Annotated in this window: 17 protein-coding genes; 13 read left to right on the top strand and 4 right to left on the bottom strand. The window is 71.1% G+C overall.

The annotated features are described in order from the left end of the window. Positions 1 to 18: 18 nt before the first annotated feature. From ABL310_RS21265 to ABL310_RS21255, 3 genes are all read left to right on the top strand, one after another. On the top strand, positions 19 to 864 hold the full coding sequence (locus ABL310_RS21265; RefSeq protein ID WP_349368995.1) for a cytochrome c oxidase subunit 3: 846 nt from the start codon (positions 19 to 21) through the stop codon (positions 862 to 864). A gap of 79 nt (positions 865 to 943) precedes the next feature. Continuing rightward, positions 944 to 1,321 (top strand): DUF983 domain-containing protein, encoded by a 378-nt coding sequence (locus ABL310_RS21260; protein ID WP_349368994.1) that lies wholly within the window; start codon positions 944 to 946, stop codon positions 1,319 to 1,321. Between the two features lie 13 nt (positions 1,322 to 1,334). After that, the gene (locus ABL310_RS21255) at positions 1,335 to 2,108 is read left to right on the top strand and encodes an SURF1 family protein (protein WP_349368993.1); all 774 of its coding nucleotides are present in this window, start codon (positions 1,335 to 1,337) and stop codon (positions 2,106 to 2,108) included. Between the two features lie 108 nt (positions 2,109 to 2,216). Here ABL310_RS21255 and ABL310_RS21250 read toward each other — a convergent pair whose 3' ends face one another. Beyond that, the gene (locus tag ABL310_RS21250; RefSeq protein ID WP_349368992.1) at positions 2,217 to 3,080 is read right to left on the bottom strand and encodes a YihY/virulence factor BrkB family protein; all 864 of its coding nucleotides are present in this window, start codon (positions 3,078 to 3,080) and stop codon (positions 2,217 to 2,219) included. Positions 3,081 to 3,235: 155 nt separating this feature from the next. Here ABL310_RS21250 and ABL310_RS21245 point away from each other — a divergent pair, with 155 nt between their 5' ends. Next, positions 3,236 to 4,123 (top strand): DMT family transporter, encoded by an 888-nt coding sequence (locus tag ABL310_RS21245; protein WP_349368991.1) that lies wholly within the window; start codon positions 3,236 to 3,238, stop codon positions 4,121 to 4,123. Between the two features lie 9 nt (positions 4,124 to 4,132). Here ABL310_RS21245 and ABL310_RS21240 read toward each other — a convergent pair whose 3' ends face one another. Then, the gene (locus ABL310_RS21240) at positions 4,133 to 7,024 is read right to left on the bottom strand and encodes a PAS domain S-box protein (protein ID WP_349368990.1); all 2,892 of its coding nucleotides are present in this window, start codon (positions 7,022 to 7,024) and stop codon (positions 4,133 to 4,135) included. A 245-nt stretch (positions 7,025 to 7,269) separates the two neighbouring features. Between ABL310_RS21240 and recQ the strand changes: the two genes are divergently transcribed. The 7 genes from recQ to ABL310_RS21205 all read left to right on the top strand — a co-directional run bounded on the left by recQ (position 7,270) and on the right by ABL310_RS21205 (position 12,421). Continuing rightward, complete coding sequence (recQ, locus tag ABL310_RS21235; protein ID WP_349368989.1) at positions 7,270 to 9,075, top strand: DNA helicase RecQ; 1,806 nt, start codon at positions 7,270 to 7,272, stop codon at positions 9,073 to 9,075. 15 nt (positions 9,076 to 9,090) lie between these two features. Next, complete coding sequence (locus tag ABL310_RS21230; protein WP_349368988.1) at positions 9,091 to 9,324, top strand: hypothetical protein; 234 nt, start codon at positions 9,091 to 9,093, stop codon at positions 9,322 to 9,324. A 27-nt stretch (positions 9,325 to 9,351) separates the two neighbouring features. After that, positions 9,352 to 9,876 (top strand): mechanosensitive ion channel domain-containing protein, encoded by a 525-nt coding sequence (locus ABL310_RS21225; RefSeq protein WP_349368987.1) that lies wholly within the window; start codon positions 9,352 to 9,354, stop codon positions 9,874 to 9,876. A 128-nt stretch (positions 9,877 to 10,004) separates the two neighbouring features. Then, positions 10,005 to 10,433, top strand: a complete 429-nt coding sequence (locus ABL310_RS21220; protein WP_349368986.1) for a response regulator — start codon at positions 10,005 to 10,007, stop codon at positions 10,431 to 10,433. A gap of 24 nt (positions 10,434 to 10,457) precedes the next feature. Beyond that, complete coding sequence (locus ABL310_RS21215) at positions 10,458 to 10,850, top strand: response regulator (RefSeq protein WP_349368985.1); 393 nt, start codon at positions 10,458 to 10,460, stop codon at positions 10,848 to 10,850. A gap of 159 nt (positions 10,851 to 11,009) precedes the next feature. After that, positions 11,010 to 12,050 (top strand): TerC family protein, encoded by a 1,041-nt coding sequence (locus tag ABL310_RS21210; protein WP_349368984.1) that lies wholly within the window; start codon positions 11,010 to 11,012, stop codon positions 12,048 to 12,050. A 59-nt stretch (positions 12,051 to 12,109) separates the two neighbouring features. Then, a complete protein-coding gene (locus ABL310_RS21205; RefSeq protein ID WP_349368983.1) occupies positions 12,110 to 12,421 on the top strand; it encodes a hypothetical protein in 312 nt (103 codons plus the stop codon). Positions 12,422 to 12,423: 2 nt separating this feature from the next. Here ABL310_RS21205 and ABL310_RS21200 read toward each other — a convergent pair whose 3' ends face one another. Beyond that, positions 12,424 to 12,849 (bottom strand): OsmC family protein, encoded by a 426-nt coding sequence (locus ABL310_RS21200; protein WP_349368982.1) that lies wholly within the window; start codon positions 12,847 to 12,849, stop codon positions 12,424 to 12,426. A gap of 105 nt (positions 12,850 to 12,954) precedes the next feature. Further along, positions 12,955 to 13,152 (bottom strand): hypothetical protein, encoded by a 198-nt coding sequence (locus ABL310_RS21195; protein WP_349368981.1) that lies wholly within the window; start codon positions 13,150 to 13,152, stop codon positions 12,955 to 12,957. Between the two features lie 128 nt (positions 13,153 to 13,280). Between ABL310_RS21195 and ABL310_RS21190 the strand changes: the two genes are divergently transcribed. Both ABL310_RS21190 and rpoN read left to right on the top strand, forming a co-directional pair. After that, a complete protein-coding gene (locus tag ABL310_RS21190) occupies positions 13,281 to 13,649 on the top strand; it encodes a hypothetical protein (RefSeq protein WP_349368980.1) in 369 nt (122 codons plus the stop codon). 164 nt (positions 13,650 to 13,813) lie between these two features. Further along, complete coding sequence (gene rpoN / locus ABL310_RS21185; protein ID WP_349368979.1) at positions 13,814 to 15,358, top strand: RNA polymerase factor sigma-54; 1,545 nt, start codon at positions 13,814 to 13,816, stop codon at positions 15,356 to 15,358. Positions 15,359 to 15,482: the final 124 nt, after the last annotated feature.

Raw genomic sequence — 15,482 nt, 5'->3', positions numbered from 1 at the left:
ACCGGAGAGACAAGAGCCATGGCCGACGCCCACGCCAAGAAACACGATTACCATCTCGTCGACCCGAGCCCCTGGCCGATCATCGGATCCGTCAGCGCCTTCGTTCTCGCGGTAGGCTTCATCACCTGGATCCGCGACATGAACGTCGCGGGCCTCGACATCGGCGGCCTGATCTTCGGCGCCGGTCTCCTCGGCGTCTTCTACACCATGGCCGGCTGGTGGATGGACGTCATCAAGGAGGCGCAGGCGGGCGACCACACCCGCGTCGTCCAGCTGCACCATCGCTACGGCATGATCATGTTCATCGCCTCCGAGGTGATGTTCTTCGTCGCCTGGTTCTGGGCCTATTTCGACGTCGCCCTGTTCCCGGCCGCCGACAACCAGTTCCAGCGCACCGAGATCACCGGCGGCGCCTGGCCGCCGGCGGGCATCGAGACGTTCGATCCCTGGCACCTGCCGCTGTTCGGCACGCTCGTGCTGCTCACCTCCGGCACGACGATCACCTGGGCGCACCACGCGCTGCTCGAGGGCGACCGTCAGTCCGTGAAGTGGGGCCTGTGGCTCACCGTCGCGCTGGGCGGGTTCTTCACGCTGCTGCAGATCTACGAGTACACCCACGCGCACTTCACCTTCTCGGGCCACATCTACGGCGCGACCTTCTTCATGGCGACGGGCTTCCACGGGGCGCACGTCATCATCGGGACGATCTTCCTCGCCGTGTGCCTGTGGCGCGTCTATCTCGGCCACTTCACGACGAAGCAGCATCTCGGCTTCGAGTTCGCCGCCTGGTACTGGCACTTCGTCGACGTGGTGTGGCTGTTCCTGTTCGCCGCGATCTACGTCTACGGATACGGCGGGCACTGACGTCCGCGCACGCGATCCCCATATGAAGGGCGGCGGCGACGCCGCCCTTCACGTTTTCAGGCAGGAGATTTCCTCGCTCATGGCCTATCGCCCCGGTTCCGAGCCGCCCCCCATCCCCGCCGGCGCCAAGGGCCGCTGCCCGCGCTGCGGGGAAGGGCACATGTTCGACGGCTACCTCGCGGTGCGCGAGCGCTGCGAGGCGTGCGGGCTCGACTACGGCTTCGCCGACGCCGCCGACGGGCCTGCCGTGTTCGTGATGTTCATCGTGGGTTTTCTGGTGGTGGGTCTCGCTCTGTGGGTCGAGTTCGCCTTCACGCCGCCGGTCTGGGTGCATATCGCGCTCTGGTTCCCGCTCACCGCCATCCTGAGCCTCGCCGTGATCCGGCCGCTCAAGGGCGTGATGATCGCGCTGCAGTACCACCACCGGGCCGAGGAAGGCCGGCTCGAGAACAAGTGAGGAGGGCCGCGCGGTGACGGTCGAGGTTGTCCGCAACGGCGAGAGCGACGCGCGCCCGCGCTGGCGCGCCCTGATCATGGCCGGGATCGCCACCGCGATCTCGCTGGCCATCCTCGTCGGGCTCGGCGTCTGGCAGCTGCAGCGGCTCGCGTGGAAAGAGGGCGTCATCGCCCAGATCGAGGCCCGCGCCCATGGTGCACCCGGCGAGATCCTGCCGGAGGCCGAGTGGGGCGCCTTCTCGAAGGACGCGCAGGAGTACCGGCGGGTCCTGGTCTCAGGGGAATACCTTTTCGCCGACGAGGTCGCCGTGCACGGGCTCCTGCCGGGGGAGACGCGCGGCCAGCCGCTGCAGGGCAACTACCTCCTCACCCCGCTCGAGCTCGACACCGGCGCGATCGTCGTCGTCAATCGCGGCTTCGTGCCGACCCCGCTCCTCGACGAGGCGGCGCGGCCGGAGGGCGCGGTCACGGTCGAGGGCCTCGTGCGCGCCAGCGAGGAGCAGGCGCCCTTCGTCCCCGACAACGATCCCGCCGCCGGGCAATGGTTCACCCGCGATCTCGGCCAGATCGCGCAGGCGCAGGGCCTGGAGCGGGTCGCGCCCTTCTACGTCGACGCCGTGCGCGACGAGGCCGCCCCCGCCGACGCCTGGCCCCGCGGCGGCGCCACCGTGCTCGAGCCGCCCAACAACCACCTGCAATACGCCTTCACCTGGTTCGGCCTCGCCGGCGTCCTGGCGGTGGTGTTCGTCGTGTTCTCGTGGAAATGGCTGCGCGGGCGGGAGATGTGAGCGGGCGCGGACCCTCTCCGCAGGGGAGGGAGTCGGCCGAAGGCCGGCGGATACATCCCGCATCCTGAAATCTCGACGACCGAATCAGACCATGGCCTGACCACCGCCTCACCCGCTCCGCACCCGGCTCTTCTTCGCGCTCTTTTTCAGCGCGATCGCCGCGCCGTTGATCTCGCCGCCGACGATGAAGATCACCGCGATCGTGTAGAGGAAGATCAGCGACATCATCGCCGTGGCGAGGCCGCCATAGGTCGAGGCGTAGGAGCCCGGGAACTGGGCGAGGTAGAAGCCGAAGCCCAGCCCGCCCACGATCCACAGGACGAGCGTCACCGCCACGCCGGGCAGGACGGACAGCGTGCTGCGGTAGCCGGCGGCGAGGAACTTGTGGGTGACGACGAGGGCGATGGCGATGAGGACCGTCGTCGCGCCGAGCCGCAAGAGGCCCACCATCTGCGAGAACGGCGCGAGGGCCGGGAAGAAGCCGGTCGCCGCCCGCCACAGCAGCGGCCCCAGCACGACGGCGAGCGAGAACACCATCATCACCACCGCGACGATGGCGACGAAGAAGATCGACTCGATCCGCGTCACGTACCAGGCGCGGTTCTCGCGCACGCCGTAGGCGCGGTTGAGGCCCACCCGCAGCGCCTCGATCCCGTTCGAGGAGAACCACAGCGCCAGCGCCGCGCCGATGGTGAGGAGATCGCCGCGCCATTCGGTGAGGACCGTGCGCACCTCGGCGGCCAGCGGCTCGGCCACTTCTCCCGGAAACACGTCGAGGATGATCTCGGTGGCGTTGTCGGCCAGCGTGCCGAACTCGAAGGTCGAGGCGAGCGCGGTGAGCAGGATCAGGAACGGGAAGAACGAGAACAGCGCGAAGAGCGCGATATGGCTCGCGATCGCCCAGCCGTCGTGCAGCAGGAAGCGATTGTAGGCGAGCGTCAGGACCGCGAGGATCTTTCGCGCGACGGCCAAGGCGGCGTGCCTCCTCTACCCGGCGAGGCGGGCCTTCGGGGACCCCGGCCGGGCATCCGTCGAGGGGCCGGTCGAGGGTTCCCCTGGCAGATGGCGCAAACGCGCACGCGGCGCAAGCTGGCGTGCGTCCCGATCGGCCTGTAAGCCACGGGGCGATGGACGCGCCCACCGCCCCGAACCGCGATCTCGTCGCCCGGCTCGCGCCGCCGCTCTTCGTCGTCATCTGGGCGACGGGCTTCGTCGTCGCGCGCCTCGTCGCGCCGGACGCCGACCCCTTGAGCTTCCTGGCGCTGCGCTATGCGCTCGCCATCGGGGTGCTGGCGATCGCGGCCGTGGTCGCGGGCGCGGCCTGGCCGAGCGACTGGATCGGCTGGCGCGACGGGCTCGTCGCCGGCATGCTGCTGCACGGAGGCTATCTCGGCGGCGTGTTCTGGTCGGTGGATCACGGCCTGCCGGCGGGGATCGCGGCTCTGGTCGCCGGGCTCCAGCCCCTGATGACGGCGCTCCTCGTCGCGCCGCTGCTGGGCGAGCGCGTCTCGGCGCGGCGCTGGCTCGGCATCGCCGTCGGCTTCTCGGGCGCGCTGCTCGTCATCGCGCCGCGGCTCGGGGCCGGGGCGGGCATCCCGATCTTCCCGCTCGCGATCTGCTTCCTCGCGGTTCTCGCCATCACGCTCGGCACGATCTGGCAGAAGCGCACGGCGGCGCGGCTCGACCTGCGCACCAACACGGTCGTGCAGTATGGCGGCGCGCTCCTGTTCACCGCGCCGCTCGCCCTTCTCCTGGAGGAGGGCCGCATCGCCTTCACGCCGCAGGTCGCGATCGGCCTCGCCTGGGCGGTGCTCGGCCTCTCCATCGGGGCGATCTCGCTGCTGCTGATCCTGATCCGACGCGGCGCGGTGGCGGGCGTCGCTTCGCTGCTGTTCCTGGTGCCGCCCTGCTCGGCGGTGATGGCGTATTTCCTGTTCGGGGAGACCCTCGCGCCGGTGCAGATGCTCGGCATGGCCGTCGCCGCTCTGGGCGTGGCGCTGGCGAGCCGCGGTTAGCCGGACGGATCAGCCGGCGCCGGGCGGTCCCGCGAACGGCCCGCCCAGCGCCCGGGAGAGGTCCTCCGCGCCGTAGGGCTTGCGCACCAGCTCGAAGCCGCCGGCGCCCTCCTCGGCGAGGACGTCGCTGTAGCCGCTCGTCAGGATCACCGGCAGGCCGGGCCAGCGCCGGCGTACGGTCCGGCCGAGCTCGACGCCGCTCATCCCCGGCATGACCACGTCGGAGAACACCGCGTCGAAGCGCTCGGGCGCCTCCTCGAGACGCTGCAACGCCTCCTCGCCGCTTCCCGCCCGCGTGGTGGCGTAACCGAGATCGTCCAGGATCTGCACGGCGAAGGCGCCGATCTCCGCATTGTCCTCGACGACGAGCACACGCCGGCCCGCGCCGTCGACGAGGCGGCTCTCCGGGCGGGGCGCCGCCGCGTCCTGCGGGCCCGCGGCGACGCGCGGGAGGTAGAGCGTGAAGGTCGTGCCGCGGCCGGGCTCGCTCTCGACGGCGACGTCGCCGCCGGACTGCTTGGCGAAGCCGAACACCTGGGAGAGGCCGAGCCCCGTACCCTTGCCCACCTCCTTGGTGGTGAAGAAGGGCTCGAAGATGCGCTCCAGCGCGTCATGCGCGATGCCGGAGCCGGTGTCCGAGAGCGAGACCGCGACCCGCTCCTCCTCCGACATGACCCGCAGCGTGAGCGCGCCGGCCCCGGCCATGGCGTCCTTGGCGTTCAGGGCCATGTTGACGAGGGCCGTGTCGAATTGGCTGACGTCGGCCTCGGCGAAGCACGGGTCGCACGCGACCTCGACGGTGATCGTCACGCTCGCGCCCAGCACGGAGCGCAGCATCTCCGCGGTCGCCGAGACGCGGGCGGGCACGTCGAAGACTTCCGGCGTCAGCGTCTGGCGCCGCGCGAAGGCGAGGAGCTGGCCGGTGAGCTTGGCGCCGCGATCCACCGCCTCGCCGATGGCCGCGACGTAGCGCCGGCGCCGCTCGTCCGGAAGGTCGGGCCGGCGCAGGAAGCCCACCGAGCTGCGCACGATGGTGAGCAGGTTGTTGAAGTCGTGCGCGACCCCGCCGGTGAGCTGGCCGATCGCCTCCATCTTCTGCGACTGGCGCAATTGCTCCTGGGCCGCGGCGAGCTCGGACCGGCGCGCCTTCTCCTCGGTGACGTCGCGGCCCGCGGCGTAGACCAGCGGGCCCTGCGGCACGGCCGTCCAAGAGATCCAGCGATAGGTGCCGTCCCGGTGCCGGTAGCGGTCCTCGTGGCCGGTGACGATCTCGCCCTCGCCCAGGTGGGCGAGGCCGGCGTCGCCCTTGGCCACGTCGTCGGGATGCTTCAGCTCGGAATGATGGCGGCCGACGATCTCGGCCTCGGTCCAGCCGAGGATGCGGGTCCAGGCCGGGTTCACGCTGACGAGGCGCCCGTCGAGCGTCATGACGACGAGCAGATCCTGGCTCAGCCGCCACATCCGGTCGCGCTCCTCCGTCCGCTGAGCGACCTGCGCCTCGAGCGTCTCCGTGAGGCGGCCGAGCGCCTCGCGCGCCTCGCGCTCCTCGGTGACGTCGGTGTTGGTGCCGAACCAGCGCACGATGGCGCCGCTCGCGTCGTGGATCGGCAGCGCCCGGCTGAGGAACCAGCGATAGGTCCCGTCCCGGCCGCGGAGGGGGAAGGTGTCCTCCCACGCGGCGCCGGTCTTGAAGGCGCGCGCGAGCTTGGCGACGACCCGGTCGACGTGATCGGGGTGGTGCACCGACCGCCAGCCCCAGCCCTGCATGTCCTCGAGCGTCGTGCCGGTATAGTCGAACCAGCGCCGATTGAACCAGGTGATCCATCCCGTCGCGTCCGCGGTCCAGACGAACTGGTGGACGTTGTCGGCGAGCTCGCGCAGGCGCGCCTCGCTCTCGCGCAGCTCGCTCGTGGCGCGGGCCCGCTCCACGGCCTCCCAGGTGCGCTCGGCGACGTCGCCGACGAGCGCCAGCTCCTGGTCGGTCCAGCGCCGCCTCTCGCGCGCATGCACGAACAGGACGGCCGCGAGGCCCCCGCCCTTGACGAGCGGGATCGCGATCTGCGCGCCGACGCCGTAGGCCTCGTATCGCGCCCGCTCGTCCTCGTCCGCCGCGGCGGTGGGGGCGTCGTTCCAGACGACGCGGCGGCCGGCCGCGAGCTCGGCGGCCACGGCCTCCCCGAAGCTGCGGAAGACGTGCCGTCCCACGGCGGAGGCCAGCGGGGGGCGGGTCCAGTCCTCCTGGACCCGGACATGCGCGCCGTCCGCCTCGACCTCGCCGTAGCCGACGCGGTCGGCGCCCAGCCGCTCGCCGAGCGTGGCGGCGGCCGCCTTCATCACGGCGCGCGGGTCCTCCAGCTCGCGCAGCACGTCGTCCAGGCGCGCGGCGAAGGCGGCGCGGCGCTCGGCCATCACCTTGCCGGTGATCTCGACGCAGGCGCAGTAGACGCCGTTGACCCGGCCGGCGGCCTCCTCGCGCAGCGGCGCGTAGAAGAAGGAGAAATGGGTCTCCTCCGGAAAGCCCTTGCGCAGCATGACGAGCTCGATGTCGTCCATCGTCGTGGGCTCGCCCGCATAACCCCGCTCCATGATCGGGCCGACGGTGTCGACCAGCTCGAACCACGTCGCGAAGAACGGACGGGCGAGCGCCGCGGGATGCTTGCCGCCGAGGATCTCGGCGTAGGCGTCGTTGTAGAGCATCGTCTGCTCGGGCCCCCAGACGACGAACATCGCCTGGTTCGCCGCCAGGATGACGCCGACGATGGTCTTGAGCGGCTCCGGCCAGCTCTCCGGCGGGCCGAGCGGGTTCGCAGCCCAGTCGAGGCCGCGCATGAGCGCGCCCGTCTCCCCGCCGCCCGCCAGGAAGGCCGGCGCATCCGAAGGGTCGCGCAGACGTGTTCGCATCTTTTCTCTCGCATCCGGCGAAACCCGCATCCGCAGCCCTAGCGCGGTGCGAGGCGTCTGGCAAATTCACATTTGCGAGCGGGAAAAGCGTGGCAATATTCCGCGGCGCGGGCGCGCGGCTGCGCGAAACCTGTTCGCGAGGCGCGGGCGGCGGCTTCCGCCGTGCGGCGAACCTGTGCCAAAAGGAGGCGCGGACCCGCGCGCCCGACCAGACCAGCCCCCACCGGACCAGCGAACCGGATTCCATGGCCACGATCGACGACACGCTCCGCGTCCTGAGGGACGTCTTCGGCTATTCCGGCTTCCGGCCCGGGCAGGAGGACGTCGTCTCCGCCGTGCTCGGGGGGGAGGACGTGCTCGCCGTGATGCCCACCGGCGCCGGCAAGTCGCTGTGCTATCAGCTCCCCGCGCTCGCCCGCGACGGGCTCACGCTCGTCGTCTCGCCGCTGATCGCGCTGATGCGCGACCAGGTCGCGGCCCTGCGCGCCAACGGCGTCGAGGCGGGCGCGCTCAATTCCTCCAATGCGCCCGAGGAGACCGATCGCGTGCGCGCGGGCCTGCGGGCCGGGACGTTGAAGCTCCTCTACGTCTCGCCCGAGCGGCTCGGCGTCGAGAGCGTCATCGACGGGCTCGCGCGGCGCGGCGTGTCTCTGCTCGCCATCGACGAGGCGCATTGCGTCTCGCAATGGGGCCACGACTTCCGCCCCGACTACGCCCGCCTCGGCGACGTGCGCCGGCGCCTCGGCGACGTGCAGACCATGGCGCTCACCGCCACCGCCGACGCCGCGACCCGCGACGACATCGCCCAGCGCCTGTTCCCGAACCCTCCGCGCACCTTCGTCCACGGCTTCGACCGGCCGAACCTGCGCCTCGCCATGAGCCCCAAGGCGAACGCCCCGCGCCAGATCGCGGCCTTCCTGGCCAAGCATCGCGAGGAGAGCGGCATCGTTTATTGCGCGACGCGCAACGCGGCGGAGACGCTGGCCGCCAAGCTCGTGGAGCTGGGCTACAACGCGCTGCCCTATCACGCGGGGCTCGAGCAGGAGGTCCGCCAGGCGAACCAGGACACGTTCCTGCAGGAGGACGGCGTCGTCATGTGCGCCACCGTCGCCTTCGGCATGGGGATCGACAAGCCGGACGTGCGCTTCGTCGCCCACGCCGCCATGCCGAAGACGATCGAGGCCTATTACCAGGAGATCGGCCGCGCCGGCCGCGACGGGGCGCAGGCCGACACGCTCACCCTCTACGGCCTCGACGACATGCGCCTGCGCCGGGCCCAGATCGACGAGAGCACGGCACCGGACGAGGTGAAGCGGGTCGAGCGCCGGCGCCTCGACGCGCTGGTCTCGCTGTGCGAGGCCCCGCGCTGCCGGCGGCAGACGCTGCTCGCCTATTTCGGCGAGGCCTCCGAGCCCTGCGGGCATTGCGACCTGTGCGAGGGCGGCGTCACGCTGTTCGACGCCACGCGCGAGGCGCAGATGATCCTCTCCGCCATCGCCCGCACGGGCGAGCGCTTCGGCTCGGAGCACATCGTCTCCGTGCTGCTCGGCGAGACGACGGAGCAGGTCCAGCGCCACGGCCACGACCGGCTCAAGACCTTCGGCGTCGGCGCGGGCCGGCAGAAGAACGAGTGGCGCGCGCTGATCCGGCAGATCTACGCGGCCGGGCTCATCGCCAACGACATCGTCGGCTACGGCGCCTGGTCGATCACCGAGCGCGGCGACGCGGTGCTGCGCGGGCGCGAGACGATCACGCTGCGCGAAGACGTGCTCGCGCCCAAGGAAACGAAGAAAGCCAAGCGCGCCGCGGCCATCGCGGATGCCGGCCTCGCCTCCGATCCGCTGGTGAAGGCGCTGAAGGCCCTGCGCACCCGCCTCGCCAAGGAGGAGAGCGTGCCGGCCTACGTCATCTTCACCGACCGCACGCTCATCGACATCGCCGGGCGCCGGCCCGATACGATGCATGCGCTCGGCGCCTGCCACGGCGTCGGCGACGCCAAGCTCGCGCGCTACGGCGAGGAGATCCTCGCCACCGTGCGCGGGGCGGGGTAGGGCGGCGGTGCGGCCATGCCCATAGGCCTGCGAGCTCTCCTCTCCCTCGACATCGTCGCGTCGTTGCTGCTCGTCGCCGGCGTGCTGATCCTGCGCGTCGTCGCCATCCGCTTCGTGCGGGCGCGCGCCGAGATGCCGGCGCACATCCAGCGGCGCTCGATCTCGGCGGTGAAGAACGGCACGCTGATCCTCCTCCTCGTCGGATTGGCGCTGATCTGGGCGCCGCAGCTGCGCACCTTCGCGCTTTAGCTCACCGCCGTCGCGGTGGCGCTCGTCGTGGCGGCGAAGGAGCTGATCCTGTGCCTGTCGGGCGCGCTCCTGCGGGCGACGAGCCGGCCCTTCTCCGTGGGCGACTGGGTCGAGATCGGGGAGATCCGCGGCGAAGTGGTCGACCACGACATGCTCTCCACGCGCATCGACGCCTTTCCCGACGATCCGGGCGCCTTCCACCGGACGGGGGAGGTGATCACCGTCCCCAACAGCCTGTTCCTGTCGACGCCGATCCGGCGGCTCTCGGCCCTGCGCGACGAGATCGTGCGCACGACGAGCGTCGTCGTCGACCCGCCGGACCTCGCGCCGGACGCGGTCCGCGCCGCCGTGGAGGCCGCGATGGCGCAGGCGCGGGAGGCCGGGGCGCAATGGGCCGGGACGCCCACCATCCGCTACTCCACCACGGATCTCGGACGGCTGCGCGTCGAGGCGACGTTCGCCTCTCCCGCGGAGCGCGTCGAGGCCGCTCAGAGCGCCGTCACCCTCGCCGTGCTCGCCGCGCTGCGCCCGCCCGCGCGGCCCGCTTCGTGAGCCGGTTCGCGTCGATCGGGAACAAATGTTGTGCCCGATCGATTATCGAGCTGCGGGCTTGTGGTTGAAGCTCGCATGAGCCCTAATCCCCGCCCCGACCGCCGTCGCCCCAGCCGAAAACCGCGAGCATGAGCGTACTCCATGGCGCCTCGCCGATGACCGAGCCTCTCGCCGAGCCGGCCCTCCGGCAGGAGCGTTGCGTGCTTCTCGTCGAGGACGAGCCGCTCGTGCGCCTCGACCTGGCGGAGACCCTGCGCGATGCGGGCTACCGCGTCGTCGAATGCACGACGGCGCAGGAAGCCGCGGACGTCCTCGCGACCGGACAGCCGGTCGACGCGCTGGTGACGGACGTGCGCACGCCCGGGCCGATCGACGGTGTCGCGCTCGCCCGGAAGGCGCGGGCGCGCGATCCCGCGCTGCCCATCGTCGTGATCTCGGGCCACCTGGACCCGCGGCAGGCCGCGGACGCCGACCTGTTCCTGCGCAAGCCCGTCGCGAGCGCCGCGGTGTGCGCGGGCCTGGAACGGATCGTGCGCCGCGCCGGTTCGCAGGGCTGAGCCGAGCGGCGCAGCGGAACCGCCATGAACACAGTCCTCCTCGTCGACGCCGACGTGATCGTGCGCAACCAGCTCGCCGAGTTCCTGAGGGATTGCGGCCTGCGCGTCGTGGAGGCCTCCAGCGCCGCGGAGGCGCGCACGTTCCTCGCCGAGGCCTCGCTCGCGATCGACGTCGTGCTCATCGACGCGCGCCTGCCCGGCGCCGAGACGGCCTTCGCGCTGCGCGCCTTCGTCGCGCAGGCGCATCCGGAGGCGGACGTGCTCCTCGCCGGCTCGCTCGACAAGGCGGTCGACCACGCCTCCGACCTGTGCGAGGACGCCCCCGACCTGCCCAAGCCCTACGACCCGAAATCCGTGCTCGACCGCATCCGGCGGCTCCAGGCCGAACGCGATCGCGGCGCGGAGGACGAGGGGTGAACGACGGGCGCGGTTTCGCGTCAGGCCCCTTGCGCGCCGCCCCGGCGCGTGCCATCTCTCGTCGGCAACCAGGATCCGGGCCCCTCTGGCGGATTTGAGCCGACCATCCCGCGATGTCGGATCCTCGCATCGGCACGTCGGCGCCGGTCACCCCCGAAAATGGAGCTCACGTTCCTGGCTGCCGAGTTTCTCGGCAAGCCCGCTTGGCTTTGGCTCGCCTTCATCGGCGTCGTCGGCCTCATCCTCGCCTTCGATCTCGGCGTCCTGCACAAGAAGGCGCACGAGATCGAGCTCGAGGAGAGCATTCTCCTCTCGCTCTTCTACATCGGTCTCGGCCTCTCCTACGGCGGCTTCGTCTGGTGGTACCTCGGCCCGGATTCGGGCATGCAGTACCTGACGGGCTACGCCGTCGAGAAGAGCCTCTCGATGGACAACGTCTTCGTCATCGGCGTCATCCTGGCCTATTTCGGCATTCCCCGCGCCTACCAGCACAGGATCCTGTTCTGGGGCATCCTCGGCGTGATCGTGCTGCGCGGCATCATGATCGGGCTCGGCGCCGGCCTCGTCGCCCAGTTCCACTGGGTGCTCTACCTCTTCGCCGCCTTCCTGATCTTCACCGGCATCAAGATGCTGATGTCGGCCGGCGGCGACGACCATTACGACGTCGAGAGCAACGCCGTCCTGAAGGTCATGCGCAAGCGCTTCCACGTCACGGACCGGGTCGACCAGGACCGGTTCTGGCTGCGCCTGCCGCACCCTGAGACCGGCAAGCTCACCTGGTACGCGACGCCGCTCTTCCTGGCGCTGGTCTGCGTCGAGCTCGCGGACGTGATCTTCGCGGTGGATTCCATCCCGGCGATCTTCACGATCACCACGGACCCGTTCATCGTCTTCACCTCCAACATCTTCGCGATCCTGGGGCTTCGGGCGATGTTCTTCATGCTCTCGGCGCTGGTGCACCGGTTCGAGTACCTCGAGTACGCCCTCTCGGCCGTGCTGGTGTTCATCGGCTCGAAGATCTTCATCGCCGACCTGATGGGCTGGGAGAAGTTCCCGCCGCCGGTCTCGCTCGGCGTCACCTTCGGCCTTCTCGCCGCGGGCTTCCTGTTCAGCCTGTGGAAGACGCGCACCGGACCCGAGCCCGTTCCCGTGCCGGTCCCGGTCGTCGTCGAGACGCCGCCGGCCGAGCGCATCGGCTGACGACGGACGCCCTCGCGGCCGTCGCCGCGAGGGCTCGATCGTGTTGCAGGGCTGATCCGATGCTGGCGCTCGCGCTTCTCGGCCACTTTCTGGACGTCGCGACGAGCCCCTTCGTGCTCGCCGCGCCGCTCCTCCTCGCCCTCGCGACGGGACGCCGCGCGATCGTGCGCCTCGGCGCGGTCGGCGTCGCGACCCTGCTCGCGCTCCTGCCGGCGCTGGAGGCGCCGACGGGGCGCGCGATCGCGATGCTGGGCCTCGGCGCGCTCGCGGGCGCGGTCGTGGCCGAGATCTGGATCGGCCTCGTCCTTCCCCTCGCCGCCGGGGTCGCGCGGGGCGTGCGCCGGCTCCGACGGGGCGGCGACCGGCCCTGATCTCAGCCCAGCCGGGCGTCGAGCGTCACGGAGATCGCGCCGAGCGCCTTCGAGACCGGGCAATTCTCCTTGGCCTGCGTCGCCAGCTCCTGGAATTTCGTCTCGTCGATCCCGGGCACGGTCGCGACGAGGGTCAGCGCGCTGCCGGTGATGCCGGTTCCGGGGATCAGCTCCACCTCCGCGCGGGCGTCGAGCTTGTCGGCCGGCGTGCCGTTCTCGGCGAGGAAATGCGAGAGCTGCATGGCGAAGCAGCCGGCATGGGCCGCCGCGATCAGCTCCTCCGGGTTGGTGCCGGAACGGCCGCTCTCGTCCTCGAAGCGGGTCTTGAACGAGTAGGGCTGCCCCGAGAGGACGCCGCTCTGGGTCGCGAGCGTGCCCTCGCCGGTCTTCAGGTCGCCGCTCCAGACGGCGTCGGCGGTGCGCTTCATGGGGGTCCTCCTTCGCTGCGGGCCCGGTTGCGTTCGGGCCTCTCCGTCGATCATACGCCCGATTGCGGCGGGGGGCGGGCGGCGCCGGCCGCCCGCCCCGGCCGCTCAATCCGAGGCCTTCGTCGTCGAGGTGTAGGAGGGCGGATCGGAGGCGGGGAAGGTCTCCTCCATGGCCTCGTCGATCTTGCGCTCCTGCTCCTCCTTGGTGAGCGGCTCCGGGGTGAGCCCCTTCTGCTGGCGCTCGGGGGCGGCCTTCTCGTCGGGCTTCGGGCCGGGCTCGGTCGGCTTGTCCTGATCGGTCATGTCGTCGCCTTTCTCGCGATGGGTTTCGCAAAGGCAACGCCGAGGGGGCGGGTCGAGGTTCGTCGCGAAAACGCGGCGCCCGCATCCGTGACTTGGCCGGGCCGGCGCGAGGCCCTAGGATCGCCGCCATGCGACGCCCGTCTCTCGCCCTCGCCCTCGCTCTCGCGGCCGTCGCCGCCCCGGCGGTCGCCGGCGAGGCGGACGTGGTCGACGTGGTCGTGCGCGCGACCGGGGACGGCGTCTACGCCTTCGACGTCACGGTGCGCCACGCCGACGAGGGCTGGGATCACTACGCCGACCGCTTCGAGATCGTCGCCCCGGACGGGACCGTGCTCGGAACCCGCGTGCTCGCCCACCCGCACGTGACGGAGCAGCCCTTCACCCGCAGCCTGAGCGGCGTGGCGATTCCGGCGAGCATGTCCGAGGTGACGGTGCGGGCGCACGACGGCGTTCACGGCCTCGGCGGCGCCGAGCGGACGATATCCCTGCCGCGTTGAGCCGGCTCCGGAGCGTTGCCGCGGCGCAACAGGCGCGGCGCGCGAGGCGGGCGCGCCAAAGGGCGCTTTGACGGCGCGCCCGTCGGCTTATACAAATCGTAACGATCGGAAAGCAAATTCCGTGCCGGAAAGGGCTCCGCTCACGGCCCCTCGAGAGGACGCGTATGAGTCTGTCGCAACGCCTGGAGCTGCGCCAGGGCCAGTCCCTGGTCATGACGCCGCAGCTCCTGCAGGCGATCAAGCTCCTGCAGCTCTCGCACCTCGATCTCGTCGCCTATGTCGACGCCGAGCTCGAGCGCAATCCCCTGCTCGAGCGCGCCGAGGAGGGCGACGGGCCCGTCGTCGGCGCCGACCCGTCCGAGCCCGAGCCTCCGCCCGCCGCCGCGGAGGCCGAGGCCCCGTCCTGGGACGGCGAGACGCTCTCCGCCGACCGGGCCGGCCTCGAAGGCGATCTCGACACCTCCCTCGACAATTCCTTCGACCCCGACGGCGCCGGCGTCGGGCCCAAGGCCGAGCGCGAGGCCTTCGCCGAGGGCGACCCGCTCTCGCTCACCCCCGCCGTTTGGAGCGGCGTCGGCGCGGGCGGCTCCTTCGACGGCGCGGAGACCGATTTCGAGGCCCGCCTCACCCGCGAGACGACGCTCGCCGAGCATCTCTCGGCCCAGCTCGAGCTGGCGGTGCCCGACCCGATGCAGCGGCTGATCGGCCGCTTCCTGATCGATTCCATCGACGAGACCGGCTATCTCGGGGAGAGCTGCGAGGCGATCGCCGCGCGTCTCTCGGCCGAGCCCGCCGAGGTCGAGCGCATGCTGGCGATCGTCCAGCGCTTCGACCCCTCGGGCGTCGGCGCGCGCGACCTCGCGGAATGCCTCGCCATCCAGCTGCGCGAGCGCGACCGCTTCGATCCGGCCATGCAGGCGCTCGTCGCGCGGCTCGATCTCCTGGCCAAGCGCGATCTCGCCGGGCTCAAGCGGCTGTGCGGCGTCGACGACGAGGATCTCGCGGAGATGATTCGCGAGATCAAGGCCCTCGACCCGAAGCCCGGCCGCGCTTTCGGCGGCGCGCCGGTCGAGGTGCTGGTGCCCGACGTCTTCGTGCGGCCCGCGCCCGACGGCTCCTGGCTGATCGACCTCAACCCGGACACGCTGCCGCGCGTGCTCATGAACCAGGCATACTACACGCGGGTGGCCCGCTCGGCCAAGACCGAGACGGAGCGCGCCTTCGTCACCGAGTGCCTGCAGAACGCCAATTGGCTCACCCGCTCCCTCGACCAGCGGGCGAAGACCATCCTCAAGGTCGCGAGCGAGATCGTGCGCCAGCAGGACGGGTTCTTCGCCAACGGCGTGACGCATCTGCGCCCGCTGAACCTGAAGACGGTGGCCGACGCCATCGGCATGCACGAATCGACCGTCTCGCGGGTGACCTCGAACAAGTCGATCGGCACGCCGCGGGGCACGTTCGAGATGAAGTATTTCTTCACCGCCGCCATTTCCGGCGTCGGCGGCGACCAGCATTCCTCGGAAGCCGTGCGCCACCGCATCAAGCAGCTGATCGACGCGGAGGCGCCGAGCGCGATCCTCTCCGACGACCAGCTCGTCAAGATCCTGCGCAAGGACGGCATCGACATCGCGCGGCGCACGGTCGCCAAGTACCGGGAATCGCTGCGTATTCCGTCCTCCATCGAGCGTCGCCGGGAGAAGGGCGGTTGACGCCCGCGCGGGGCTAAACGCCGCGGGTGCGGGACCGTCTCGCCGGACGGTTCGTTGACGAACGCCGCGCCCCTCCTTACCACTTGCTCAAGGGAACGGCGCCAAGCCCGTCCGCAGAGGGGGA

Source organism: Salinarimonas sp., from assembly GCF_040111675.1.
Taxonomy (GTDB): Bacteria; Pseudomonadota; Alphaproteobacteria; order Rhizobiales; family Beijerinckiaceae; genus Salinarimonas.
This window is presented reverse-complemented; position numbering and strand designations above follow the sequence as displayed.

Coding starts and splice junctions, on each gene's coding strand:
- ABL310_RS21265 (WP_349368995.1), top strand. CDS start 19: ATGGCCGACGCCCACGCCAAGAAACACGATTACCATCTCGTCGACCCG.
- ABL310_RS21260 (WP_349368994.1), top strand. CDS start 944: ATGGCCTATCGCCCCGGTTCCGAGCCGCCCCCCATCCCCGCCGGCGCC.
- ABL310_RS21245 (WP_349368991.1), top strand. CDS start 3,236: ATGGACGCGCCCACCGCCCCGAACCGCGATCTCGTCGCCCGGCTCGCG.
- ABL310_RS21240 (WP_349368990.1), bottom strand. CDS start 7,024: ATGCGAACACGTCTGCGCGACCCTTCGGATGCGCCGGCCTTCCTGGCG.
- recQ (WP_349368989.1), top strand. CDS start 7,270: ATGGCCACGATCGACGACACGCTCCGCGTCCTGAGGGACGTCTTCGGC.
- ABL310_RS21230 (WP_349368988.1), top strand. CDS start 9,091: ATGCCCATAGGCCTGCGAGCTCTCCTCTCCCTCGACATCGTCGCGTCG.
- ABL310_RS21220 (WP_349368986.1), top strand. CDS start 10,005: ATGAGCGTACTCCATGGCGCCTCGCCGATGACCGAGCCTCTCGCCGAG.
- ABL310_RS21215 (WP_349368985.1), top strand. CDS start 10,458: ATGAACACAGTCCTCCTCGTCGACGCCGACGTGATCGTGCGCAACCAG.
- ABL310_RS21210 (WP_349368984.1), top strand. CDS start 11,010: ATGGAGCTCACGTTCCTGGCTGCCGAGTTTCTCGGCAAGCCCGCTTGG.
- ABL310_RS21205 (WP_349368983.1), top strand. CDS start 12,110: ATGCTGGCGCTCGCGCTTCTCGGCCACTTTCTGGACGTCGCGACGAGC.
- ABL310_RS21200 (WP_349368982.1), bottom strand. CDS start 12,849: ATGAAGCGCACCGCCGACGCCGTCTGGAGCGGCGACCTGAAGACCGGC.
- ABL310_RS21195 (WP_349368981.1), bottom strand. CDS start 13,152: ATGACCGATCAGGACAAGCCGACCGAGCCCGGCCCGAAGCCCGACGAG.
- ABL310_RS21190 (WP_349368980.1), top strand. CDS start 13,281: ATGCGACGCCCGTCTCTCGCCCTCGCCCTCGCTCTCGCGGCCGTCGCC.
- rpoN (WP_349368979.1), top strand. CDS start 13,814: ATGAGTCTGTCGCAACGCCTGGAGCTGCGCCAGGGCCAGTCCCTGGTC.